Genomic DNA, 23524 nt, shown 5'->3' with positions numbered 1-23524 from the left:
CGCTTACTGCACGGCGTCCCCTGCCCGGGATGGGAGGATAAGCCGGTGAAGCAGTTCGCATGGCTGAAAGCAGCCCGCAGTTTCCTGCTGCCCGGCGCAACCCTTGCAGCAGGCCTGGCCACCCTCGCATCGGGTGTCCTGCCCCTTCCCGCCTTCGGGGAACTGGCTTCCCGCACCATTCCCATCCTTGCCTTCGTGCTGGCGATGTCCCTGGTCACGGAACTCGTGGATGAGGCAGGGCTGTTCCGGGCGGTGACGGACCGGCTGGCCGCCCTGGGCCGGGGGCGGGTCTTCCTGCTGTGGCTCCTGGTGGTGGCGGTGGCCGCGGTGTCCACGGTGTTCCTGTCCCTGGACACGACGGCGGTGCTGGTCACCCCTGTGGTGGTCCTCCTGGCCGTACACGCCCGGATCCCGCCGCTGCCGTTTGCGCTGACCAGCATCTGGCTGGCCAACACCGCTTCACTGCTCCTGCCCGTCTCCAACCTGACAAACCTCCTGGCGCAGGACCGGCTGGGCTTGAGCCCGTGGCGCTTCGCGGGACTGGTGTGGGCCCCCGCCGTCGTGGGTGTGCTGGTCCCCCTCATCCTGCTGTGGCTGGCGTTCCGCCGGGACCTCCGCGGGACGTACGGCCCGCAGCCTGCCCATCCTGTCCGCGACCGCACGCTGCTGAAGGCCGCCGCGGTGACACTCCTGGTCCTGTTGCCGGCGCTCGTGTCCGGAGTCCCGGTCCAATACCCGGCACTCACAGCCGCAGCAGTCCTCCTGGTGGTCTTTGTGCGCCGGCGTCCCGCCGCCCTGCGGTTGTCCATGGTCCCTTGGCGGCCGCTGATGCTGACGGTGGGCCTGTTCATGCTGATGGAAACCTTGCATGCCCACGGCCTGACCACCCTGCTGGCAGGCGTCGCCGGGTCAGGCGAAAGCCTGCCTGCGCTCCTGCAGCTGGCCGGGCTGGGTGCCGGCGCGGCCAACGCCGCCAACAACCTCCCTGCCTACCTGGCACTGGAACCGGTGGCAGGATCACCGGCCCGGCTTGCCGCCCTGCTCATCGGGGTGAACCTCGGCCCGCTGGTCACTCCGTGGGCGTCGCTGGCAACGCTGCTGTGGCATGAACGGCTCCGGGTGCTGAACGTCCCCATCCGGTGGGGCGGCTTCGCGGCGGCGGGCCTGGTGGCCGCGGCGCTGACGGTGCCGCTGGCCGTCCTGGCGCTGTGGGCGTCTTCCGGCATGCCCTGAGGCGGCGTTCCGTGCCGTGCTGCCGATCAGCTGCCTGCGCCCTGTCCTTCGCCGGCGGGCAGATTTTCCCAGAGGCCCATCACGTTGCCCTCGGGATCCTTGAAGTAGGCGGTGAAGCCCATGCCCGGAATCTCGTTCTTGGGCATGACCACGGACCCGCCCAGCTCCTCCACGGCCTTGAGCGTGGCGTTGATGTCCGGAACGTCCACGGTGATCACGGGGCTGGTGATCTGGCCCTCCCTGGCCATCATTCCCCCGTTAATGGCACCCGGAGCCGCCGGCTGGCCGGCGTCATCCATGTCAGTAGTGATGACCATGCTGTAGTCCATCCCCGGCACCGCTTCTATCCGCCAGCCCAGCGCATCCTGGTAGAACTTCCTGGCCCGCTTCTGGTCGTCCGCGGGGATCTCGAAATGCACTACTCCACCCATGGTTTGCCCTCCGAAATTCTGTAAGTCTGCAGCTTCTTTTGGTTATTGCCGGCCACCCAGGTACCGCACGCGGTGATCCTAATCCGGGGGCGGGAAGCACAGAAGGGCCTATGGTCCCGCCGCTGTCGGCGGTCCGTGGGACGATGGAAGGCATGACGATCGCAGCGGCACCTCCTCGGCTGGCAGCGGCGGCGGACGTGTCAATGCGGTGGTATCCGGAGGGTCCCTACAGTCTTTCCCGCACCCTTGCGCCGCTGCTGCCCGGCAACACCGATACTTCCTTCAGCGTCCAGGGTGACGTCATTTGGACTGCGTTTACCACGCCGGCCGGCCCGGCAACCATGCGGCTCGTCCCGGCGGGCGGCGAAGCAGGCGGGCCGCTGGTGGACATCCAGGCCTGGGGGCCCGGCGCGGCAGCCGCGGTGCAGGAAGCGCCCCGGCTGTTGGGGGCCCACGACGACTGGCGGGGCTTCGATGAACCCGCCTTCCATGCCACGCTGCCGCGCATGGTCAGGGAGGCACGGCGGCGCAGCCTGGCGGTCCGGCTGCCTTCGAGCGGGCGCATGGTGGACCAACTGGTGCCGATCATCCTGGAGCAGAAGGTGACGGTAATTGAGGCGCGGCGCGCCTACCGCTACCTGGTGCACCGCTATGGAACACCAGCGCCCCGGGCGGGAATGTCCACCCCGGCCGGCCTGGTACTGGTACCCACGGCCGCGCAATGGCTGCAGGTTCCCAGTTGGGAGTGGCACAAGGCCGGGGTGGGACCCCAGCGTTCGGCCACTGTCATGCGCGCGCTGCGCTCCGCCGTCGCGCTTGAACGCCTCGCCACACTGCCGGCCGCCCAGGCGGCGGAAAAGATGCAGGTCATTCCAGGCATCGGGGCCTGGACCGCCGCCGAGGTGGTGCAGCGCACCCACGGCTGCCCGGACTCGATCTCGGTGGGCGACTACCACCTTGCGGCGTACGTGGGCGCGGCACTCACCGGCCGCCGGACGGACGACGCCGGGATGCTCCGGCTGCTGGAACCCTGGCGGGGGCACCGGCAGCGTGTGGTCCGGATGATCCAGGGCACCGGCTTCCGCAAACCCACCTTCGGACCGCGGATGACCATCCAGGACCACCGCAGGCACTGAAGTCCCGGGTTCCCAGGAAAGAAACGCTTGATCCTGGCAGCAATGGGTACGGCTCCAATAAGGGCGTCCAGCCAGCCGGACGGCTGAACCATGACCGAAAGGATCCCCATGAGCTCCAATCCAGGCAGCAGGAACCAGGCCCGCAGGGAGCCTCTGGACGTCGATCCCACCGGGCAGGACCCCGCCGCCACGGACCCTGCCGCGGACGAGAAGCTGCAGCTCCAGCTGGCCATCTTCGAGGTTACGCGGGACGCTGAGGGCAAGGGCCTGGACGAGATCCGGGTCCTGCTGTTGTCCGAATTCAGCCGCAGGGGCATCAAGGCTCCACCCGGCACCTGGGTGGAATCAGTGGCTTCCTCAGCGTTCTACGGTGAGCCCTACATTGTGGACCTTCCCGCGGCCGTGGCGGCCGACGCGATTGTGCCCGCCCCGAACGAGGAGGTCCGGGAGCGGCTCGCCGCCAGGCGCGAACTCCGGGAGGAGCAGCTCCCGCCCGGAATCTTTCCCGCACCCTCAGATTGGGAGCTTTCCCCGGACGAAGTCACCACGGTGCGTCAGGCCAGTCCGCGGCGGGGGGCTTTCCGTGCTTTGGCGCCCACGCCAGGTGCTTCGCGCGGTCTCCTGGCCGTCGCCGCGCTCGCCGCCGCGATCCTGATGGCAGCAGCGGCGGTGCGGGCATCCCGCCGCCCAGCCGGATCCAGACGTACGAACTAGTCGGGCAGTTCTCCCCATGCCTCCTGTGGCTCCCTTCGCTTAAGCTGGAGCCCGGACTGATTTGGGGGAACATCAGGATCACCACGATCTGCGACGGGGAAGTCCGCTTCGACCTGGTGCAGCAGCCCGGGTAGTCACAGCCCCAGCCGGGCCACCGCTTCCTCGCGCATCTGGACTTTGCGGATCTTTCCGGAGACGGTCATGGGGAAACTTTCGCGGACCTCCAGATAGCGCGGGATCTTGTAGTGGGCCAGTTGCCCCCGGCAGTATTCGGCCACCGCCGCCGCGTCCAGCGGCGCCGCACCCGGTTTGAGGATAATGCAGGCCATCAGCTCCTCGCCGTATTTGGGATCCGGGACCCCGATCACCTGCACGTCCTGGATGGCGGGATGCGTGTACAGGAACTCCTCGATCTCGCGGGGGTAGATGTTCTCGCCGCCGCGGATCACCATGTCCTTGATCCGGCCTTCCACCACGACGTACCCGTCGTCGTCCATCCAGGCAAGGTCCCCGGTGTGCATCCACCCGTCGGCGTCGATCGCTTCGGCAGTCTTCTCCGGCTGGTTCCAGTACCCTGCCATCACGGCATAGCCCCGGGTGCAGAGCTCACCGATCTGCCCGCGCTCCAGTTCCTCCCCCGTAGCCGGGTCCACGATCCGGCTTTCCAGCTGCGGCATGGTCCGGCCCACGGTCTCGGTTCGCTGCTGGAGCGTGTCCCCCTTCCGCGTCATGGTGGATACGGGCGAGGTTTCAGTCATGCCGTAGCAAATGGCCACGTCCACCATGTTCATCTCCGAAATCACCCGGTTCATCACCTCGATGGGGCACAGTGAACCGGCCATCACGCCGGTGCGGAGCGTGGACAGGTCGTAGGAGCCGAAATCGGGCAGGGCAAGTTCTGCGATGAACATGGTGGGCACCCCGTACAGGGAAGTCCCGGCAAAGTCCTGCACCGCCTCAAGCGCGGCCGCCGGCGAGAAGCCACGCCCCGGAATGATGGTGGCGGCGCCGTGGCTGAGGGCGTTGAGGTTGCCGATTACCATCCCGAAGCAGTGGTAGAACGGCACCGGAATGACCACCCGGTCATGTTCGGTGTAGCCCAGCAGCTCACCGATCGCGAAGCCGTTGTTCAGGATGTTGTGGTGCGTCAGCGTGGCCCCTTTTGGGAATCCCGTGGTGCCGGAGGTGTACTGCAGGTTGATGGGGTCGTGCGGGTGGAGTTCGGCCATGCGGGCCTTCAGGACCGGATGCCCGACGCCGTCCGCCCGGGTGAGCAGTTCGGCGTACGTCAGTTCAGCATCGCTTTGGGGACTGCCGGACTTCAGGGCTTCCAGGCCGTGGTCCGGCAGGAAGACGAGCTCGCGCAGGTCCGGGCAGGTGAGGAGTGCCTGGCGTGCCATCGCGACGTAGTCGCTGTTGGTGTCCGACGGCGCCGTGACCAGCATGCGCATGCCGTTCTGCTTGACCACGAATTCGAGTTCGTGGCTGCGGTACGCCGGGTTGACGTTGACCAGGATGGCGCCGGTTTTGGCGGTGGCGTACTGCAGCAGCGTCCACTCGGCGCAGTTGGGGCTCCAGATGCCCACCCGCTCCCCCTTGGCGACGCCCAAGGCGAGGAGCGCGCGCGCCAGCCGGTCGACGTCGTCGTTCATCTTGGTGTAGCTCCAGCGGCGCGCGTCGCCGCCCGGCACAGGAGCGGCCTCGATCAGGGCGTCATGGAGGGGGAACCGGGCGGCCACCCGCTCGAAGTTCGCGCCAATGGTTTCCTCGAGGAGCGGGACGTCAGTGTCCCCGGCTGTATAAGCACGCATGATGGCACGCTACCAACAGGATCCCGGCAGGAGAAGGAAGACCGGCGGGAAACGGGCGCAACACTACAGGGCGGCGCTGCGGGGGCCGGTATTGTGAAATCCATGAGTGCACCCATTGACCTGATAGCAACGTTCATTCCCAACGACGGCGAGTTTTACCGCGTCAAGCTGGCCCTGGAAATCGCGATCGATGAGGTGGTGAAGGAGCAGGGCTGCATCCGTTACGAGCTGACCGAAGCCACGGAGGAAAGGCTGGTCCTGACCGAGCAGTGGGCGTCCGAGGAGGACCTGGACAAGCACTCCAAGGGCACCGCCGTGCAGGACCTGAACGAATCGCTGAGCGCACTGCTGGCCGAACCGGTCAAGGTGGAACGCGTCTAGCGCAGCCTTAACGCAAAATGCGGGACCACCCACCGGTGGTCCCGCATTTTTCGTTAATCAGCTTTAGAAGTCGGGGATCTGCGTGCCGTCCTGGGGACCGGCCTGCGGGCTGGCGGGGTTGCCTGCCGCTGCGGCTGCTTCCTCCTGCTGGCGGGCCACATGGGCGTGGACTTCCTCCATGTCCAGCGCCTTCACTGCGTCCACCACCTGTTCCAGCTGCTGGGCGTTCAGCGCGCCGGGCTGGGAGAATACCAGCACCTTTTCGCGGAAGGCCATGAGCGTGGGGATGGAGGTGATGCCCGCCTCCGCGGCGAGCTGCTGCTCTGCTTCAGTGTCCACCTTGGTGAAGAGGACGTCCGAGTGCTTCTCGGAGACGGTTGAGTACGTGGGGCCGAACTGCTTGCAGGGGCCGCACCATTCTGCCCAGAAATCGACCAGGACAATGTCATTTCCTTCGATCGTCGATGCGAACTTTTCACCTGTGATGTCAAGGGTAGCCATGTGTCCACGGTACGCGCCCCTGACCTGCCTGTCGCGCCTGTTCGCTCCCCGCGTCATTGGGAATAGCGGGGAGTACGACGCCGGCACGCGGGTTTCAGCGGTTGGCGTCCCACTGGTGCGGAGCGGCTGTGCGGCTGCCGGGCAGGGCGCTGGAAGCGCGCCACTCGTGGATCCATTCGGGAAGGACCAGGTCCGCCGGCGGGGCTCCGAACTCCGCCACGATGTCCTCCTGGCTGACCGGACCTGCCTTGGTGACCAGCCGGGTGGCAATGTAGGCACGTGCGTAAATCTCGCCGTCGGCCACCATGCGCTGCTCAAAGAAGATCGCCTTGGTGTCCAGCCCGATGATGCGGGTCTCGATGGCGTACTCCTGCCATAGCTGCAGGGACTTGCGGAAGGCGATGGTCTCCGCCGACACCACCGGGCTCCAGCCGCGGCGGCGCATCCGCTTCCAGACGCCGCTGCGCACCATCAGGTCGAACCGGCCCAGGTCCATCAGGGACAGGTACATCCCGTTGTTGACGTGCATGGCGATGTCGATGTCCGTCGGCAGGACGCGCAGCGGCAGCGACGACGGCTCCCACACCGACAGCGGCGGACGCCGGGCGGAGCGGAAGAGCATGAGCAGGGTTCTCAGGAGCAGGTGCATGAGCCAATGCTACCCGCGGGTAACATCGTCCCGCCTGCTGGCACCGGTCCGGGCGGCTGGTGGCCACAGCCCTGATGATGAGCGGCATCGCCTTACTCGGCGTGGTGCCGCTGTAGCCTGGCGCCAAGGGGCCGTCACCGCCTTGGAAGAGGGCCGGCGGGCAAGTATTGGGGCGCCCGGGCTTGAGTAGACGGCCCGCGGCCGGCGAGTACCGGGCGGTAAAACTCGGGTAATCCCTACTGGTGCCCCCGCCTTGGCGTGATTCCTAGACTCGGGATTCCTAGGACCAAACACGCACTGGCAGGTTTCCCCGGGTGGCTTCCGGGAGCTCACTGCCTTATCGCGGAGCTTCGCATTTTCTGGGTGTGCGGCTGCCTCCAACCTGCGCCGTCCGCGGCCCCGGCTTCCGCCGGGGGCGGCGGCGCAATGACATCTTGATCCGTCCCGTGTCCTGGCGTGCTTTGTACTGCCTGGCTGGACCGAACCCTGATGGGCCACCCATGAACCAGACGTACTTCACTTCCCCTGACGGCGAGAGCAGAAGCTTCGCCACCGACGAACCCCGCACAGACCTCAGCACCGGCAGGCCGGTCATCAGCAACTTGCTCTGGGCCGGGATGGCCACCGCCGCAGTGGTGGCAGCAGTGGGCGTGGGCGCGCTTGCAGCTCCCCCCGTTTCGCTCAACGGAAGCACGACGGCGGCAGCCCAGGTCGCAGAGGCCGCCCCACCGCCGGCGCCCAGCACCGCAGCCGAGCCAGCCGCCGCAGCGGAGCCTGCGGGCCCAACGGATTCCGGACCTGCCGTCGCAGCACAGGCGCCGGCTCCTGCGGCAGAGCCGGCGCCCGCTCCCCCGGCCGAGCCCGCTTCCGCCCCGGCTGCCCCCGAACCGGCGCCAGCGGGCGACCCGAACCTCTACACGGTGGTGCCCGGCGATACCGTGGGTGCGATCGCCGCCGGCCATGGCGTGGACATGAACGCCATGCTCGCGGCCAACGGACTAAGCGCCTACAGCACCATTTACCCGGGCCAGACGCTCCTGCTGACCGGGCCGGCGATGGCCGTAGCCGCCCCTGCCCCGGTTGCCGCTCCTGCTCCTGCCCCTGCGCCCGCCGCGGCACCTGCGTCCGCGCCGGCGCCGGCTCCCGCGGCTGTGCCCGCCGCACCTGCAGTGCGCACCATCTACGTTGCCGGGTCCGGCGGCCAGTCCATGGTGGACGCCTGCATCGGGCCCATCCACTACACCCCCAATGACGGCTACTCGCTGTTCATCACCGAGCATGATTTCTGCGGGGGGTGGGCCCGGTTCTCCGGGATCGGAGTGGGCGAGACGGTGAGCATCCCGGGCTACGGAACCTTCACGGTGACCGGGCGCGGCACAGTGCCAAATCCCGGAACCACCAATGACGTCATCTCCGTTTTCGGCGGATTCCCCCGGGCGATCCTGCAGACCTGCATTCCGGGGACCAGCACCATGCTCCTGGTTGCACTGAACTAAAACCGTTGAAGCTCCCAGGCTTGTCCGCGGGTCCGGACCCTCAAGGGTTGGGTCCGCGGACAAGGCCATGATGCGCCGCCGGCTACATCCCGTGGCGTACTGAGATGTGTTCCACCAGTTCGCCCACACGCTGCTCTGAGTAGTTGCGCGCAATGTCACCCTGGCTGATGATGCCCACCAGCCTGTGGTCCGAGATCACCGGGAGCCGGCGGATCTGGTGCTTCTCCATCATGTCGATGGCTGCATCAACGTTGGCGTCGGCGTCAATGCAATGCGGCTTGCCGGAGGCGAGGTCGCGGGCCATCATCTGGCCCGGGTCGCGGCCGGCGGCGACGCACTTGAGCACGATGTCGCGGTCGGTGATCATGCCCTTCAACTTACCGTCGTCACCACAGATGGGAAGCGCTCCGCAGTCGAGGTCCACCATCATCCGGGCCGCGTCCGCGAGGGACTCGTTCTCCCCGATGCATCGCGCATCAGTGGTCATGAATTCACGTACAGCACTCATTGAGTCCTCCTTCATCGATGGAAATATCGACGCAGGGCATCGGGCGCATGCGCCGATGCTGCCAGATTACGCCCGCCCCATCATGGTGTCGACGGCGGACGGAGACCTCCAGCAGCAACGAAAAAGCCTCCGGAACCTGGTGGTTCCGGAGGCTTTCCTTGGGTGGCAGATGAGGGATTCGAACCCCCGTAGGCGTTGCCAGCTGATTTACAGTCAGCCCCCTTTGGCCGCTCGGGTAATCTGCCGAACTTCAAAAGAAGTACCCGCTGATGCAGTCTGCGGAGCGTCCGTTTCCGGTCCGTTCCGCTTCAGTAACCGCGGGCAAGACAACTTTACAGAACTTCCGGCGAAGAATCGAATCGGGCCGCGCGCTGCCAGGAAAGCCGCCAGCGGGGCTCGAAAAACCAGGTTTTTACGCCTCCCCCAGGATCCTTCCCGCCAGCTTGGCCTCGAAGCTGACTGCCTGCTCCGCGGTGATCTGGTTCAACTGCACCGCGCGCTGGAGGTCTGCCCGTACCCCATCCATCCGGGAGGACGAGTCCGCCACCGGGCTGAAGATGATGGAGGCGGCCACCGCTGCCGCCGCTACGGAGGTTGCTGCTGTTGCCACCGCCCCGGCTGCTGCTGATGTGGTCCGGGTGACGTAACGGGCGGCTCTGCGGTGCATGGTGTTCCCTTTCGAACTGCGGTACAACTCCTCCAACTCTGGCCACCCCTCCTTCGTTCCCCCGGTACGTCCGCTGAGAGGGAACTGTGAACGGGCGGCCCACACCAGTCCTGGCATCCGTATTAGGCTGGATGCCAGTGATCCAGGCCCTGTCCCGCGCAGGGCTCCCAGCAGCAGAAGGAGAGTCATGGCAGGCGAGTCAACGTTCGACGTCGTAAGCAAAGTGGACAAGCAGGAAGTGGCCAACGCGCTAAACCAGGCCCAGAAGGAACTCACCCAGCGCTATGACTTCAAAGGCGTCGGTGCCGAGGTGGACTTCAGCGGCGAGAAGATCCTCATGAAGGCCAACTCCGAGGAACGCGTCCTGGCGGTCCTGGACGTACTGCAGTCCAAACTGATCCGCCGCGGCATCTCGCTGAAGTCCCTGGACACCGGCGAGCCTTACGCCTCCGGCAAGGAATTCCGCTTGGAAGCCTCCATCAAGGAAGGCATTGCCCAGGACCTGGCAAAGAAGATCAACAAGCTCATCCGCGACGAAGCGCCCAAATCCGTTAAGTCGCAGATCCAGGGCGACGAGCTGCGCGTTTCCTCCAAGTCCCGCGATGACCTGCAGGCCACCATGGCCCTGCTGAAGGACTTCGAGGAAGCCGACCTGCAGTTCGTGAACTTCCGCAGCTAGCCTCCCACCGCCGTCGTTTTCGGCGCGCAAAGAGTTATCCGCTGCACACATAATGGCTGGCGCACCCCACATTCCGGGTGCGCCAGCCATTTTGCGTGTCGGAGACAATTTCCCGTGTCGACGGCGTGATCCCGGCTGCAGCGGGCATCCCGGACTATTGCGGCGGCCGGCCCGCCATCCGCTCCAGCCGGACAATCCGGTCCCGCATGGGCGGATGGGTGGCAAACAACTTGTTCATGCCGCCGCCCCGGAAGGGATTGGCGATCATCAGGTGCGAGGCGTTCACCAGCCGCTGGTCCGGCGGGAGCGGCGCGATACTGACGCCGCGCTCGATCTTGCCCAGGGCTGAGGCGAGGGCCAGCGGATCGCCGGTGAGCTGCGAGCCGTCCTCGTCGGCGTCGTACTCCCTGGTGCGGGAGATGGCCATCTGGATCAGCGAGGCCGCGAAAGGTGCCAGCAGTGCCGTGGCGATCATGGCCAGCGGGTTGGCGTTCCGCCGGTCACCGCCGCCGAACAGCAGCAGCATCTGCCCCACCGAGGTGATGACGCCGGCGACAGCGGCAGCTACCGATGAGGTGAGGATGTCGCGGTTGTAGACGTGCATGAGTTCGTGGCCCAGGACGCCGCGGAGCTCGCGGGCGTCCAGGAGCTGCAGGATGCCCTCGGTGCAGCAGACAGCGGCGTTGCGGGGGTTGCGGCCGGTGGCGAACGCGTTGGGGTTCATGGTGGGCGAGACGTAGATGCGCGGCATGGGCTGGTTGGCGCGGGCCGAGAGCTCGCGGACTATCTGGTAGAGCTGCGGCGCCTGGGCCTCAGTCACCGGGAAAGCCTGCATGGAGCGGATTGCGATCTTGTCGCTGTTCCAGTAGCCGTAGAAGGTGGTGCCGACGCCGATCAGGGCCATGATCCAGATGGGCGCCGAACTGCGCATCCCCACGCCTATCAGCCCTCCGAGGCCCAGCAGCACCGCCCACAGCACCCCGAACAGTGCCGCGGTCTTCAGGCCGTTGTGATGTTTGTGCACGTTTCCTCCTCACTAAAGGAACGGCTTGCTAGGGAACCGGGTTCCGCGCATCGTACTTCCGGAACCCGGGCTGCAGTTTCGCCGCCAGCCACGCCCCCGCGATGCACAGCGCACCGCCGAGCATCAGGACCCAGCCCTCGCTCAAAATCTTAGTGGCGCCGCCGGCCAGCAGGTCTCCGATCCGGGGGCCGCCGGCCACCACCACGATGAACACGCCCTGCAGCCGCCCGCGGAGGTGGTCCGGGGCTGCGGCCTGGAGGATGGTGTTGCGGAAGACGCTGCTGATGGAGTCGGCGATGCCGGCAAGGGCGCAGCAGACGGCGGCAGGAAGCAGCCACAGGGTCACGGCGCCACCAGGCGCCGGGCCTGCCAGCAGCACCACCAGGCCGAATGCCCCGATGGATGCGCCCCAGCCCATCACGGAAACGACGACGGCGGCCCCCTGGCGGCGCACGCCGCCCAGCGGGCCGGAGAACAGGCCGGCCAGGAAAGCCCCGACGGCGGTGCAGGCCAGCAGGATGCCCACGGTCGCCTCGCCGCCGCCGATCATCAGGGCAGCGACGGCCGGGAGCAGTGCCCGCGGCTGGGCCAGGATCATGGCAATCAGGTCGATGATGAAGGTCATCCGGAGGTTGGGCCGGGTTCCCAGGAAGCGGAATCCCTCGATGACGGAGCGGAGCCCCACCTTGCTGCGGGTGCCGGCGGGCGGCATCGGCGGGAGTCGGTAGACGGCCCACAGGACGAAGGCGAAGCTGGCAAAGTCGATGGTGTAGGTCCAGCCGAACCCGAGCCAGGCCACCAGGAGCCCGGCCAGCAGCGGCCCGGCAGTCATGGCAAGGCCCAGGGAGAGCATGCTCAGCGCGTTGGCCGCCGGCAGGAGTTCCTTGCGGATGAGCGTGGGAATGATGGCGCTGCGGGCCGGTTGGTTGATGGCCTGGGCGCCGCTTTGCAGCGCCACCAGCAGGTACAGCACCCACACGTTCCCAAGCTGCACCCAGGCCTGCAAGGCGATCAGGCCTGTGGTGAGCCACAGGACAGCCGTGGCCAGCAGGGCAATGCGCCTGCGGTCGTGGGCATCCGCGATGGAGCCGCCCATCAGGCCGCCTACCACCAGGGGAACCAGCGCGAAGATGCCCAGCAGGCCCACATAGAAGCTGTCCTGCGTCAGGCGGTACACCTCGAGGCTGACTGCCACCAGGGTGAGTTGGCTGCCGACGGCGGACACTGCCGATCCGAGCCACAGCCGGCGGAATGCGGGGCTTTCCTTGAGCGGCGTGACATCGGCAAGTAGTTTCCCCACCCCGCAACACTAGCGGGCGCGACGGGAAGGTTAGCCAAGCCTTATTGTGAGTTAGTAATAATAAGTGCTTCAATGGAGCCATGACGGAGCACTTTGACGGCCAGGAAGCGTGGGCTGCAGCCCTGCGCGCCCACGGCCGCAGGGTGACCAAGCAGCGGCTGGCCGTGCTGGCCGCCGTCGAACGCCACCCGCATTCCCCTGCCGAAAGCATCCTTGCCGCCGCCCGCGCAGAGCTGCCCGAGCTGACGGCCCAGTCCGTTTATGTTGTCCTTGGCGACCTGACGGACCTGCACATGCTGCGCCGCTTCGAGCCGCCGCACTCCCCCGCCCTGTACGAGACGCGGGTGGGCGACAACCACCACCACGCCATCTGCGTCAGTTGCGGCCGGGTAGAGGACGTGGACTGCGCCGTCGGCCATGCCCCCTGCCTTACGCCCCACTGGAACCCGAACGCCAAGCCCATGACCATCCAGATTGCCGACGTCATGTACCAGGGCATCTGCCAGGACTGCCAGCAGGCCCAGCAACTTCCTCCCCATAGTCCCTCGCAAAAAAAAGAGAAATAGGAGAACAATGACTGCCGTTTCCACAACCCAGTCAGGTGCACCGGTTACGTCCGACGCACACTCGAAGTCAGTTGGTGCCGATGGTGCCATCATCCTGACTGACCACTACCTCATTGAAAAGCTCGCCCAGTTCAACCGTGAGCGGGTGCCGGAGCGCGTAGTGCACGCCAAGGGCGGCGGCGCATTCGGAACGTTCAAGACCACCGAGGACATCTCCAAGTACACCAAGGCCGCGTTCCTGCAGCCCGGCGTCGAAACCGAGATGCTGATCCGTTTCTCCTCCGTGGCCGGCGAGAACGGTTCCCCGGACACCTGGCGCGATCCCCGCGGTTTCGCCGTGAAGTTCTACACCAGCGAGGGCAACTACGACCTGGTGGGCAACAACACCCCCGTCTTCTTCATCCGCGACGGCATCAAGTTCCCCGATTTCATCCACTCGCAGAAGCGCCTTCCGGGCACCCACCTCCGCGACGCCGACATGCAGTGGGACTTCTGGACGCTGTCCCCCGAGTCTGCCCACCAGGTCACCTGGCTCATGGGTGACCGCGGCCTGCCGGCCTCCTGGCGCGAGATGCAGGGCTACGGCTCGCACACCTACCAGTGGATCAACGCCGAGGGCGAGCGCTTCTGGGTCAAGTACCACTTCAGGTCCAACCAGGGCGTGAACTCCATGAGCTCCGAGCAGGCAGAACAGCTTGCAGGCTCCGACGCCGACTTCTACATCCGCGACCTGTCGGAGAACATCGCCGCAGGCAACTTCCCGTCCTGGGACCTGCACGTGCAGGTCATGCCCTACGAGGACGCCAAGACCTACCGCTTCAACCCGTTCGACCTGACCAAGGTCTGGCCGCACGCGGATTACCCCCTGATCAAGGTGGGCACCATGGAGCTGAACCGGAACCCGGAAAACTACTTCGCGCAGATCGAACAGGCAACCTTCGCGCCGTCGAACTTCGTACCGGGCATCGCTGCTTCCCCGGACAAGATGCTGCAGGCCCGCATCTTCTCCTACGCTGACGCACACCGCTACCGCGTGGGCACCAACCACGCCCAGGTTCCGGTGAACCAGCCCAAGAACCAGGTCAACAACTACAGCCAGGACGGCCAGGGACGCTTCCTGTTCAACGCCCCCTCGGTTCCGGTCTACGCCCCGAACTCGGTGGGCGGCCCGGCTGCGGTTGAGCCGCAGAACCCGGCCGGCGGCTGGGAGAACGACGGCGAGCTGACCCTCGCCGCGCACTCCCTCCACGCCGAGGACAGCGACTTCATCCAGGCCGGCACGCTGTACCGGGAGGTCTACAACGAAGCCGAAAAGGCCCGCTTCCTGGAGACCATCACCGGCGCCGTGGGCGGCGTCCAGAGCGCCGGCATCAAGGAACGCGCCATCCAGTACTGGACCAACGTTGACGCCGAACTGGGCGCCAAGCTGCGCGCCAACCTGGGCGCAGCAGCTGTACCCTCGGCTCCCACCTCGGATGCCGAATCCGCCAACAAGATCGGCTGATAAGGCTTCCTGCCTGCTGGACTGATGGACCACCCCGCCACGGGATTCTGTGGCGGGGTGGTCTTTTTGGTGCCGGGCGCTTTTGCACATACGGTCCAGGTCCTCTGGCCTGCCCCCTGCGGCCCTCCTAGGCTCCGTTCATGGACACATTTGCAGGCATTCCCCCGGAAGCCTTCCGGTTCTATGCGGAGCTGGAAGAACACAACAACCGCGAGTGGTGGCTGGGACACAAGGACACGTACCAGGCCGCCGTCAAGGAACCGCTGGCGGTGCTCCTGGCCGGGCTGGAGCCGGAGTTCGGTCCTGCCAGGCTGTTCCGCCCCTACCGGGACGTCCGCTTTTCAGCCGACAAGTCCCCCTACAAAACGGCCCAGGGCGTCTTTGCCACCAGGCAGGAAGGGGTGGGCTACTACCTTCAGGTCAGCGCCGACGGGCTGCTGGTGGGAGGCGGCTACCGCTCCCATACGCCTGCGCAGCTGGCCCGGTTCCGGGCTGCGGCGGATGCTTCGGGCAGCGGCTCCGCCCTTCAGGAGATCGTGGATTCGTTGGCGGCGGCAGGTTTCCGCATCGAAGGCGAGAAACTCAAGACCGTCCCCCGCGGCTTCGACAGGGACCACCCACGGGTGGAACTCCTCAAGCACAAGACCCTGTATACCGGGTGGGGTCCGGCCCGTCCTGCCTGGGTATCCACGGAAGCGGCCGCGGAGGAGATCGCAGCCAGGTGGCGGCAGCTGCGTCCGCTGGTGGAGTGGGTGGGCCGGTACGCGGCGCCTTGACGGGGAGGCACTGGACCGCCGGAAGACACTGGGTAACCGGACGACATTGGGGAGCCGGGAACGCGGCTGCCCGGGAACGCGGCTGCCCGGAAACGCGCCTGCCCGCCCGGCACAGGCCGGGCGGGCAGGTCGACAGCTGGCGTGGCGGAACCGTCAGGTCCGGCTAAGCTCGTCCTCGTCATCGGGCGCAGCGGCCATGCGGGGCGCGGAGCCGGGGGCACCGTTGACCGTCGCATTGGCTTCGGCGAAGCGCTCGTTGAGCCGCGAGTGGCGCTGGCCGTACGCGAAGTAGATGGCAAGGCCCAGCACCAGCCAGAACGCGAAGAAGATCCAGGTTTCCACGGCGAGGTTGGTCATCAGGTACAGGCACAGCACGGCAGAAACGATCGGCAGTACCTTGCCGAACGGGACGCGGAAGGCGGGCTTCAGGTCCGGGCGCTTCCTGCGCAGCACCAGGATTCCCAGGCTGACCACCACGAACGCCGACAACGTACCGATGTTGATCATTTCCTCCAGCAGGTCCACGTTGGTGAGGCCTGCCACCAGGGCAACCGCGGCGCCGCAGATGATCTGGAGGCGCGCCGGCGTCGAACGCTTCTCGCTGGTCTTTGACAGGGAACGGGGCAGCAGGCCGTCGCGGCTCATGGCCAGCACCACGCGGGACAGGCCCATGAGGAGCACCATGATCACCGTGGTCAGGCCCACCAGGGAACCGAAGGCAATGACCTTGGCGGCGGAGGTGTCACCCACTGCTTCGAAGGCTGTGGTTAGGGTGGGGCTCTTGGCCTCGGCCAGCTGGGTGTAGGACACCATGCCGGTCAGGGCCAGGGAAACGAGGATGTAGAGCAGCGTCACCAAGGCCAGGCCGCCAAAGATGCCGCGGGGAAGGGTCTTCTGCGGATTCTTCACTTCTTCGGCGGAGGTGGCCACGACGTCGAAACCGATGAAGGCAAAGAACACCAGCGCGGCACCGGCGAAGATGCCCATGGTGCCGTACTGGGCGGGGGCAGCCCCGGTCAGGAAGCCGAAGAACGACTGCTTCAGGACGTCAGCGGCGCCGTCGCCTGCCGGGGGCTGCGCAGTCGGTACAAACGGGCTGTAGTTCTCGAACTTCACGTAGGTGAAGCCCACCACGATCACGAACAGGACCACGCCGATCTTGATCAGGGTGAAGATGTTGCCAACGCGGGCGGAGAGCTTGGTGCCCAGCACCAGCAGCACGGTGAAGATGGCCACGATGAGGAACGCGCCCCAGTAGAGGTCCACGCCGCCCAGGGAGATGGCCGGGGGGATGTCCAGTCCCGTGAGGGCGAATACCTTGCTGAGGTAGATGCCCCAGTATTTGGCGATCACCGCAGCGGCCGTGAACAGCTCCAGGATCAGGTTCCAGCCAATGATCCAGGCAAGGAGTTCGCCCATCGTGGCATAGGTGAAGACGTAGGCGGAGCCGGCCACGGGAATGGCGGTGGCGAACTCGGCGTAGCACATGATGGCCAGCGCGCACGTGACCGCGGCGATCGCGAAGGAGAGGGTGACGGCGGGACCTGCAAAGTTGGCGGCGGCTTTGGCGCCGACCGAGAAGATGCCGGCGCCGACAGCCACTGCCACGCCCATGATCATGAGGTCCCAGGTGCTGAGGGAACGCTTAAGCTTGCGTCCGGGCTCATCCGCGTCGGCGATCGACTGCTCGATGGATTTTGTCCGCAGAAGGTTCATAAGGGGGCCACAATCCTGGTTTGTGATGGAAACAGACCTATCAACGATAGTGTCCATCCACTGGACGGTCCCAATTGTTCCGAATGGTGAGACGGCCCGTTAACCGAACCTTGTTCTGCAAAAAAGCTTGACGCCCTCCATCAGAAGGGCGTCAAGCGCTTTTCGATCGAACCGGTCAGGAGGGCCAATCCATCAGCGTTGACCGGATCAGGAAACGTTTGCCCTCCGGCGCCTCCACCGAAAAGCCGCTCCCCCGGCCCGGTACAACGTCCACGGTCAGATGGGTGTGGCTCCAATAGTTGAACTGTTCCCGGGACATCCAGAACTCCAGCGGCTCGGGCCGTAGTCCGTCGGAGAGGTCGAACAGCCCCAGCAGGATGTCAGACTCCCCCGTGATGAAGTCCCCTGCCGGGTAGCACATGGGGGACGACCCGTCGCAGCAGCCGCCGGACTGGTGGAACATGAGCGGGCCGTGCCGGTCCCACAGCAGCCGCAGCAACTCCACTGCGGCAGGCGTGAGCGCCACCCTGGAAAAGTCCTCCCCGGGCAGCGTCACGCCGGCATCGAGCCTGTTGGAAGCCATGGCCTAGAAGAAACCCAGCTTGTTTTCGTCGTAGCTGACCAGCAGGTTCTTGGTCTGCTGGTAATGGTCAAGCATCATGGCGTGGTTTTCACGGCCGATGCCGGATGACTTGTAGCCGCCGAAGGCCGCGCCCGCGGGGTAGGCGTGGTAGTTGTTGACCCAGACACGGCCGGCCTGGATCTCCCGGCCTGCGCGGTAAGCCACGTTGCCGTTGCGGGACCATACGCCGGCTCCCAGACCGTACAGCGTGTCGTTGGCGATGCCCATGGCGTCGTTGTAGTCGCTGAACTTCGTCACCGCCACTACGGGGCCGAAGATCTCCTCCTGGAAGATCCGCATCCGGTTGTGGCCCTCAAACACGGTGGGCTGGACGTAGAAACCGCCGGCCAGGTCGCCCGGCAGTTCTGCGCGGGCGCCGCCCGTCAGCACCTTGGCGCCCTCCTGCTTCCCGATGTCGATATAGGACAGGATCTTCTCCAGCTGGTCGTTGGAGGCCTGCGCACCAACCTGGGTTTCGGTGTCCAGGGGGTTGCCCTGGATCATCTTTTCCACCCGGGCCACGGCGTCCGCCATGAATGACTCGTAGATGTCCTCCTGTACCAGGGCCCGCGACGGGCAGGTGCAGACTTCACCCTGGTTGAAGGCGAAGAGCGCGAAGCCCTCCTGGGCCTTGTCGTAGAACGCGTCGTTCTCCTGGGCAACATCGTTGAAGAAGATGTTGGGGCTCTTGCCGCCCAGTTCCAGGGTGACGGGAATCAGGTTCTGGCTGGCGTACTGGCTGATGAGCCGGCCGGTGGTGGTCTCACCGGTGAAAGCGATCTTGCGGATCCGGGAACTGGACGCCAGCGGCTTCCCGGCCTCCACGCCGAAGCCGTTGACCACGTTGATGACACCGGCGGGCAGCAGGTCCCCGATGAGCTCCATCAGGACCAGGATGGAGCTGGGCGTCTGCTCCGCAGGCTTGAGCACCACGGTATTGCCGGCGGCGAGCGCGGGTGCCAGCTTCCATACCGCCATGAGGATGGGGAAGTTCCAGGGGATGATCTGGCCCACCACGCCGAGCGGTTCGTGGAAGTGGTACGCGGTGGTGTTGTCGTCCAGCTGGGACAGGCTGCCTTCCTGCGCCCGGACCGCGGAGGCGAAATAGCGGAAGTGGTCCGAGGCCAGCGGCAGGTCTGCATTGATCGTTTCCCGGATGGGCTTGCCGTTGTCCCATGTCTCGGCGACGGCCAACATCTCGAGGTTGTCGTCGATGCGGTCGGCAATCCTGTTCAGGATGGCGGCGCGCTCCGCCACGGAAGTTTTGCCCCACGAGGGCGCGGCCTTGTGCGCCGCGTCCAGGGCCAGTTCGATGTCCTCCGCCGTGCCGCGGGCGACCTGGCAGAACGCCTTGCCCGTCACGGGGGTGATGTTGTCGAAGTACTGGCCCTTCACAGGGGCCACCCATTCGCCGCCAATCCAGTTCTCGTACCGGTCCTTGAAAGTGACCTTCGAACCGTCGGTTCCCGGCTGTGCGTAAACGGTCATGTGCTTAGCTCCTTTGCTGTGCAGAAGGCTGGCCCACAAGGGCGCTCGCCGATGGACCCAGCGTAGGAGCGGGAAGGTTGCAGCAAGGTTGCAACCTGGGCAGGCAACGGCTTTAGAGTCCGGCCGGAAAGGAGTAGGTGGCCGGTACCGGCGAGGGCGCGGCTCCGTAGGAAAGCACAACCTCGTCGTGGGCTTTCAGGACGACGCCGGTGATCGGTCCGTCCTGCCGTACGCCGTTCACGTAGGCGCTCCATCCGCCCGTTCCACCATGCGGTGTGCCTGTGGCGTCCTGCCCGTCCATGACTCCCCATTCCGTGAGCACCTGGCCCAGAGTGTAGGCCAGCCCGGCGGTGGGGGCTTCCACGTGGATGATTCCGGAGGTGTCGTGGGTATGTAAGGCGGAGATCCCGTTGGGCTGGCCGGCGGCGCTGAAACTGAAGCCGATATAGGCCGGCACGGGGACCGCCTTGCCGTCCACCAGCACATCCAGGTGCGCGTGGTAGTGATCGGCGGTCCCTTCGGCGTTCAGAACGTCCAGTCCCGCGGCCTTGATCCTTGCGTTCCCGCCCGCGGGGTCCAGTGACCAGCCGGTTGCAGCCGGCGCGGCAGGCGTTGCGGGCACGGATGCCGTCGCCGTTGGAGAAGAGGCAGCGGACGTGCCACCGCTCGGCACAGACGGCGCCGGCGAAGGTCCGGAGCAGGCTGCCGTGCCGGCAACCAAGGCGGAAACGGCAAGGAGGACGCCGAGGCGTTTGCCCGTCACGGCCGAATTGGCAAGGAACTTCTTTTTACTGGCTGTGGTCTTGTTCACGGGGGCAACTGCTTTCGTTTGGCTTGCCCCCACGATATCGGCCCCGGCCGGGTGCCGCCCGCACCAGCGGCGGCGCTGCCCGGGCAACAGTCAGGCCCGCAGTTCGGCTTCCAGCCGTTCCAGGTCGGCGACGACGGCGGCGCGCTTGGGTGAGCGCGGCGGCAGGAGGCGGAGCGCAGCACGCCGGATGCCGACGTCGTCCCTTGCCTCAGGAAGGGCGGCGTACTTGAGCAGGGATTCGGCACTTCCATCTGTGAGGACCGCTTCCCGGAGCAGGAAGGAGACCCTGCTCCTCAGTTCGGCGATGCCCGGCGCCTCCGACCGCGGGAGCACCTGGCCGCGGTAGATTTCCAGGGCTATGCGGTGTGCACCGCGCTGCAGGCAGCTGAGCACCTGGCCCGAATCCGGCACCAGGTCCAGGGGGAGCCGGTAGGGGCGCGAACCCGGGACAGCGTCCGGGCTCAGCTGCTGGATGACCTTGCGCAGGCGGACCATCTCGGCCCGCAGGGTGATGGTAGAGCCCTCGCCCGGGTACAGCAGCGAACTGAGTTCCTCGGCGCTGAGCCCCTCCGGGTGCGTGCTGAGCAGGGCCAGGATTTCGCTGTGCCGCGCGGACAGGGACACCGTCCTGCCGCCCATGCTGAGCAGCGCCTGGTCCCGGCCCAGCAGCTGCAGGCTGTTCCGGTAGAGGCTGCCCTCCCTGGCACGACTTCCTTCCCGGGCAGCAGGACCCTGGCCGGCGCCGGAGGCCGGGGACCGTCGTCGTGCCGGCTTCCTGGAAAGGTCCGCGGCATGCTGCAGGCGTTCCACCCGCAACTGTGCCTGGGCCGCCGCCACTGTGGCCTCCACCAGCGACAGCGTGTGCGGTGCCACCGCGGTGGCCGTCCCGGTGATGTCCACGACGCCGAGCACGGCGCCGGAGTCGGGGTCGTGGAAAGGGACCGCCGTGCAGCTCCAGGGATGGACCGCGCGCTGGTAATGCTCGGCGCCGGCGATCTGGATTCCGCGGCCCAGGGCAAGGGCAGTGCCCGGGGCGCTGGTTCCAACACTGGCTTCGGACCAGTCGGCGCCGGGGACGAACATCATGCCTTCCGCACGGCGCTGGAGGGCAGGGTCGCCGTCCACCCACAGCAGCCTGCCTACTTCGTCGCCCACCGCCACCAGGAGGCCGCTGTCGTGGCTGGGCTGGACCAGGAGTTTGTTGATGACCGGCATGATTGCGGCCAGGGGGTGCTGCCGGCGGTAATCCTCCAGCTCGTCCCAGTCGAAGGCCAGCGGCGCCGCCAGGCTGTCCGGGTCGGCCTTGAAGCTTGCCGACCGCTGCCAGGATTCCCGGATGAGTTTGCGCAGGCCGGGGATTTCGGGAGTGGCGCCGCCCAGGCGCTCATGCCCGGCCAGGGCGGCACGCTGGCGCGGTTCAGGCTGGAGCAGGTTCGTCATCGAATTCCCGAAAAAGTGCAGGCGTCTAGGGCCGTCAGTCTAGCCGTACCAGTTCCTCCAGCGCATCCACCCCTGCCGCCGCTCCGCCGGCGGCAACGTAGCCTTCGGCAATCCGCCGCGCCCCCGCTGCTTTGCCCCGGGCCTGATGGACGGCGGCACGCAGCTTTTCGGGGGTGAGCTGCTTCCTGTTGAGCCGCACTCCAGCGCCTGCCGCCACCACCCGTGCCGCCACCTCATGCTGGTCGCGCCCGAACGGAACCACCACCACGGGCACGCCTTTGGCCAGCGCCTTCTGTGTTGCCCCCATGCCGCCGTGGGTTATGGCAACTGCTGCGTGGTCAAGAACCTTGCCGTGCGGGACAAAGTGCTCAAGTCGGGCGTTTGCCGGGACCGGCCCGAAGCCGTCCGTGCCGGGCGCACGCCCGGCGCCCGCGGATCCCGCTTCCGACGCCGGAAGGGTGGCCACCACAGTGAACGGTTCAGCGGCCAGGCCCGCCAGCGCGGCGTGGACGATGGCCTCGTCGGCCTGGTATTCGGAGGAGGTGGTTACCAGGACCAGCGGACCCGGGCCCTCGCGGAGCCAGGCGGGATGCTCGGCGGGCGGCTCCCACTCAAGGGCGCCGATCATGCGCACGGCGTGCCCCCAGTCCGGATGGGGGTACTCGAACGGCTCGGATGTGGCCACGAGCATCAGCGGCGCGGTCAGGAACATCTCGTCGGCACCGCTGACGGGCGGAAGCGTGCCGCCGGACAGGCCTGCCCGCAGCGAATTGATGCGCGGCAGCATCAGCTTTTCGACGGCCCCGATCACCAGGCGGCGGGCCACCGCATCGCGCGCCCGTCCCAAAGGACCGGACATGGGCGCGAGTCCGGGGCCGAATGGGGGCGTTCCCCTCGACTGCAGCGGCGGAGTATAGGGGCTGAAAGTGGCCCACGGCAGGCCCGAGGCCTCGGCCTGGATGCGGGCTCCCCACGCGTTGATGTCGACAAGCAGCAGGTCCGGGTCCACGGCGTCGATGGCTTCCTGGAGGTCAGGGGCATCGAAACGGGCGCGGGCCGTGAAGGTCTCCACACTGGAAGCCAACGCGGCCTTTGCGCCGCTGGCGCGGTAGTCCGCAGCCTCGACCGCAAGGATGCTGTCAGCCACCGGGCTGGCATACAACCCTGTGTCGCGGAGCAGCGGGACCTGTTGGCGGAGGGTGCGGACATGCACCTCATGCCCACGGGCCTTAAGCTCCTGGAGCAGCGGGACCATCGGGAAGAGGTGGCCGATGGCGGGTGAGGTATAGGCAAGCACTGTGGACATCAGGGCCTCCGGGTGAAGGGTGCGAGCATTTCGAGCAGGCAGTGTGCCACCTGGTCGCGGCTCAGTCCGGCGTCGAGGCGCAGCAGTTTCCAGGTGTAGACGTCGCAGAGGGCGACGAACTGGGCCAGCCGGCGGTCGTGGTCCGGGCTGCCGTTCAGTGGGTCCAGGAATGGGGCGAAGACCCGACCGCACCATTGGCGGTGCAGGCGGCGGCCGCCAGCGGTAATGTCCGCCAAAACGGGGGAGGTTTGCTCCTCGGCCAACAGCTTCAAGGCCAGCGCGGCGGTGGTTTCGTAGTGTTCCAGGAGATTGTCGATGGCGGCCGGGACGTCGCCGGGAGGAGCAGCGTTGCGCTGGCTGCCCACCCGGCCGGAGGCGGCTTGGGCGCAGGCATCGATCAGGCTTGCCCGGTCCCCGAACCTGCGGATGACCGTCTGCACCGTGACACCGGCACGGGCGGCGACTGCACTGAGCGTGACCCCGGCCAACGGCCCCTCCAGGAAGAGGTCCTCGGTGGCCTGCAGGATCCGGCGCCCCGTTTCGGCCGCCGAGGAGGCACGTTTCCTGGAGTCGTATGCCCGGGGTTGGGCCCCGCCCGCATTCATGTTAATTAGACTAACTCGAATGCGTTTCCGCGCCTAGGGCGTGTCTCCCAAAGCCTGATGACCGCATCCGGGATGCTTGATGGGTGTCGCGTACTTCCGTTTTGACTGATGGGCAATGGGCCCGCATCCAGCCGCTACTGCCGTCCTCTGCAGGCCGGCG

The 23524-nt window shown here is 66.6% G+C and carries 24 protein-coding genes and 1 tRNA gene; 9 read left to right on the top strand and 16 right to left on the bottom strand.

What is annotated here, in order from left to right:
• Nucleotides 1-45: 45 nt before the first annotated feature.
• Nucleotides 46-1233 (top strand): ArsB/NhaD family transporter, encoded by a 1188-nt coding sequence (locus IEW19_RS05945; protein WP_188570762.1) that lies wholly within the window; start codon nucleotides 46-48, stop codon nucleotides 1231-1233.
• 26 nt (nucleotides 1234-1259) lie between these two features.
• Here IEW19_RS05945 and IEW19_RS05940 read toward each other — a convergent pair whose 3' ends face one another.
• On the bottom strand, nucleotides 1260-1664 hold the full coding sequence (locus tag IEW19_RS05940; protein ID WP_188570761.1) for a VOC family protein: 405 nt from the start codon (nucleotides 1662-1664) through the stop codon (nucleotides 1260-1262).
• 152 nt (nucleotides 1665-1816) lie between these two features.
• On the opposite strand from IEW19_RS05940, the gene IEW19_RS05935 reads away from it, so the two are divergent.
• Together IEW19_RS05935 and IEW19_RS05930 are read left to right on the top strand one after the other, a co-directional pair.
• Nucleotides 1817-2800 (top strand): DNA-3-methyladenine glycosylase family protein, encoded by a 984-nt coding sequence (locus IEW19_RS05935; RefSeq protein ID WP_188570760.1) that lies wholly within the window; start codon nucleotides 1817-1819, stop codon nucleotides 2798-2800.
• 108 nt (nucleotides 2801-2908) lie between these two features.
• Nucleotides 2909-3514 carry a hypothetical protein gene (locus IEW19_RS05930; RefSeq protein ID WP_188570759.1) on the top strand — a complete coding sequence of 202 codons (606 nt, stop codon included), beginning with the start codon at nucleotides 2909-2911 and terminating at the stop codon, nucleotides 3512-3514.
• A gap of 134 nt (nucleotides 3515-3648) precedes the next feature.
• Here the strand turns inward: IEW19_RS05930 and IEW19_RS05925 are convergent, their stop codons facing one another.
• Nucleotides 3649-5325 carry an AMP-binding protein gene (locus IEW19_RS05925; RefSeq protein ID WP_188570758.1) on the bottom strand — a complete coding sequence of 559 codons (1677 nt, stop codon included), beginning with the start codon at nucleotides 5323-5325 and terminating at the stop codon, nucleotides 3649-3651.
• Nucleotides 5326-5427: 102 nt separating this feature from the next.
• Between IEW19_RS05925 and IEW19_RS05920 the strand changes: the two genes are divergently transcribed.
• Nucleotides 5428-5706, top strand: a complete 279-nt coding sequence (locus IEW19_RS05920) for a putative quinol monooxygenase (RefSeq protein ID WP_188570757.1) — start codon at nucleotides 5428-5430, stop codon at nucleotides 5704-5706.
• A 63-nt stretch (nucleotides 5707-5769) separates the two neighbouring features.
• Here IEW19_RS05920 and IEW19_RS05915 read toward each other — a convergent pair whose 3' ends face one another.
• Both IEW19_RS05915 and IEW19_RS05910 read right to left on the bottom strand, forming a co-directional pair.
• Nucleotides 5770-6207 (bottom strand): thioredoxin family protein, encoded by a 438-nt coding sequence (locus IEW19_RS05915; RefSeq protein ID WP_188570756.1) that lies wholly within the window; start codon nucleotides 6205-6207, stop codon nucleotides 5770-5772.
• 94 nt (nucleotides 6208-6301) lie between these two features.
• A complete protein-coding gene (locus IEW19_RS05910) occupies nucleotides 6302-6856 on the bottom strand; it encodes an acyl-CoA thioesterase (RefSeq protein ID WP_188570755.1) in 555 nt (184 codons plus the stop codon).
• A 500-nt stretch (nucleotides 6857-7356) separates the two neighbouring features.
• On the opposite strand from IEW19_RS05910, the gene IEW19_RS05905 reads away from it, so the two are divergent.
• Nucleotides 7357-8352, top strand: coding sequence for a LysM peptidoglycan-binding domain-containing protein (locus IEW19_RS05905; protein ID WP_188570754.1), 996 nt, complete (start codon nucleotides 7357-7359; stop codon nucleotides 8350-8352).
• Nucleotides 8353-8434: 82 nt separating this feature from the next.
• On the opposite strand, the gene IEW19_RS05900 is transcribed toward IEW19_RS05905, so the two are convergent.
• From IEW19_RS05900 to IEW19_RS05890, 3 genes are all read right to left on the bottom strand, one after another.
• Nucleotides 8435-8860, bottom strand: a complete 426-nt coding sequence (locus IEW19_RS05900) for a CBS domain-containing protein (RefSeq protein WP_188570753.1) — start codon at nucleotides 8858-8860, stop codon at nucleotides 8435-8437.
• 163 nt (nucleotides 8861-9023) lie between these two features.
• Nucleotides 9024-9105 (bottom strand) — tRNA-Tyr (locus IEW19_RS05895).
• Between the two features lie 167 nt (nucleotides 9106-9272).
• Nucleotides 9273-9527: a hypothetical protein gene (locus tag IEW19_RS05890; RefSeq protein ID WP_188570752.1), complete on the bottom strand. Its 255-nt coding sequence runs from the start codon at nucleotides 9525-9527 to the stop codon at nucleotides 9273-9275.
• Between the two features lie 187 nt (nucleotides 9528-9714).
• On the opposite strand from IEW19_RS05890, the gene IEW19_RS05885 reads away from it, so the two are divergent.
• Entirely contained in the window at nucleotides 9715-10206 is a 492-nt protein-coding gene (locus tag IEW19_RS05885; protein WP_018760541.1) for a YajQ family cyclic di-GMP-binding protein, read from the top strand.
• A gap of 154 nt (nucleotides 10207-10360) precedes the next feature.
• Here the strand turns inward: IEW19_RS05885 and htpX are convergent, their stop codons facing one another.
• Nucleotides 10361-11230 carry a zinc metalloprotease HtpX gene (htpX, locus tag IEW19_RS05880; protein WP_188570751.1) on the bottom strand — a complete coding sequence of 290 codons (870 nt, stop codon included), beginning with the start codon at nucleotides 11228-11230 and terminating at the stop codon, nucleotides 10361-10363.
• 28 nt (nucleotides 11231-11258) lie between these two features.
• Entirely contained in the window at nucleotides 11259-12530 is a 1272-nt protein-coding gene (locus tag IEW19_RS05875; protein WP_188570750.1) for an MFS transporter, read from the bottom strand.
• Nucleotides 12531-12610: 80 nt separating this feature from the next.
• Between IEW19_RS05875 and IEW19_RS05870 the strand changes: the two genes are divergently transcribed.
• The 3 genes from IEW19_RS05870 (at nucleotide 12611) to IEW19_RS05860 (ending at nucleotide 15376) form a co-directional block, all read left to right on the top strand.
• Nucleotides 12611-13096: a Fur family transcriptional regulator gene (locus IEW19_RS05870; RefSeq protein WP_188570749.1), complete on the top strand. Its 486-nt coding sequence runs from the start codon at nucleotides 12611-12613 to the stop codon at nucleotides 13094-13096.
• 7 nt (nucleotides 13097-13103) lie between these two features.
• On the top strand, nucleotides 13104-14600 hold the full coding sequence (locus tag IEW19_RS05865; RefSeq protein ID WP_188570748.1) for a catalase: 1497 nt from the start codon (nucleotides 13104-13106) through the stop codon (nucleotides 14598-14600).
• Nucleotides 14601-14740: 140 nt separating this feature from the next.
• Nucleotides 14741-15376: a DUF2461 domain-containing protein gene (locus tag IEW19_RS05860; RefSeq protein WP_188570747.1), complete on the top strand. Its 636-nt coding sequence runs from the start codon at nucleotides 14741-14743 to the stop codon at nucleotides 15374-15376.
• A 153-nt stretch (nucleotides 15377-15529) separates the two neighbouring features.
• Here the strand turns inward: IEW19_RS05860 and IEW19_RS05855 are convergent, their stop codons facing one another.
• The 7 genes from IEW19_RS05855 to IEW19_RS05825 form a co-directional block, all read right to left on the bottom strand.
• Nucleotides 15530-17092 carry an amino acid permease gene (locus tag IEW19_RS05855; RefSeq protein ID WP_188570746.1) on the bottom strand — a complete coding sequence of 521 codons (1563 nt, stop codon included), beginning with the start codon at nucleotides 17090-17092 and terminating at the stop codon, nucleotides 15530-15532.
• A 175-nt stretch (nucleotides 17093-17267) separates the two neighbouring features.
• A complete protein-coding gene (locus tag IEW19_RS05850; protein WP_188570745.1) occupies nucleotides 17268-17675 on the bottom strand; it encodes a DUF779 domain-containing protein in 408 nt (135 codons plus the stop codon).
• Between the two features lie 3 nt (nucleotides 17676-17678).
• On the bottom strand, nucleotides 17679-19202 hold the full coding sequence (gene exaC / locus IEW19_RS05845) for an acetaldehyde dehydrogenase ExaC (RefSeq protein ID WP_188570744.1): 1524 nt from the start codon (nucleotides 19200-19202) through the stop codon (nucleotides 17679-17681).
• 112 nt (nucleotides 19203-19314) lie between these two features.
• Complete coding sequence (locus IEW19_RS05840; protein WP_229748359.1) at nucleotides 19315-20013, bottom strand: hypothetical protein; 699 nt, start codon at nucleotides 20011-20013, stop codon at nucleotides 19315-19317.
• 90 nt (nucleotides 20014-20103) lie between these two features.
• Nucleotides 20104-21453 (bottom strand): GAF domain-containing protein, encoded by a 1350-nt coding sequence (locus IEW19_RS05835; RefSeq protein ID WP_188570743.1) that lies wholly within the window; start codon nucleotides 21451-21453, stop codon nucleotides 20104-20106.
• Nucleotides 21454-21487: 34 nt separating this feature from the next.
• Complete coding sequence (locus tag IEW19_RS05830) at nucleotides 21488-22759, bottom strand: glycosyltransferase (RefSeq protein ID WP_188570742.1); 1272 nt, start codon at nucleotides 22757-22759, stop codon at nucleotides 21488-21490.
• On the bottom strand, nucleotides 22759-23364 hold the full coding sequence (locus tag IEW19_RS05825; protein ID WP_188570741.1) for a TetR/AcrR family transcriptional regulator: 606 nt from the start codon (nucleotides 23362-23364) through the stop codon (nucleotides 22759-22761). The genes IEW19_RS05830 and IEW19_RS05825 overlap by 1 nt, the downstream gene beginning before the upstream one ends.
• Nucleotides 23365-23524 lie beyond the last annotated feature (160 nt).

The sequence above is a fragment of the Arthrobacter liuii genome, assembly GCF_014639275.1.
Lineage (GTDB): Bacteria > Actinomycetota > Actinomycetes > Actinomycetales > Micrococcaceae > Arthrobacter > Arthrobacter liuii.
The sequence above is the reverse complement of the archived record's forward strand: the minus strand, read 5'-3'. Positions and strand labels throughout refer to the sequence as shown.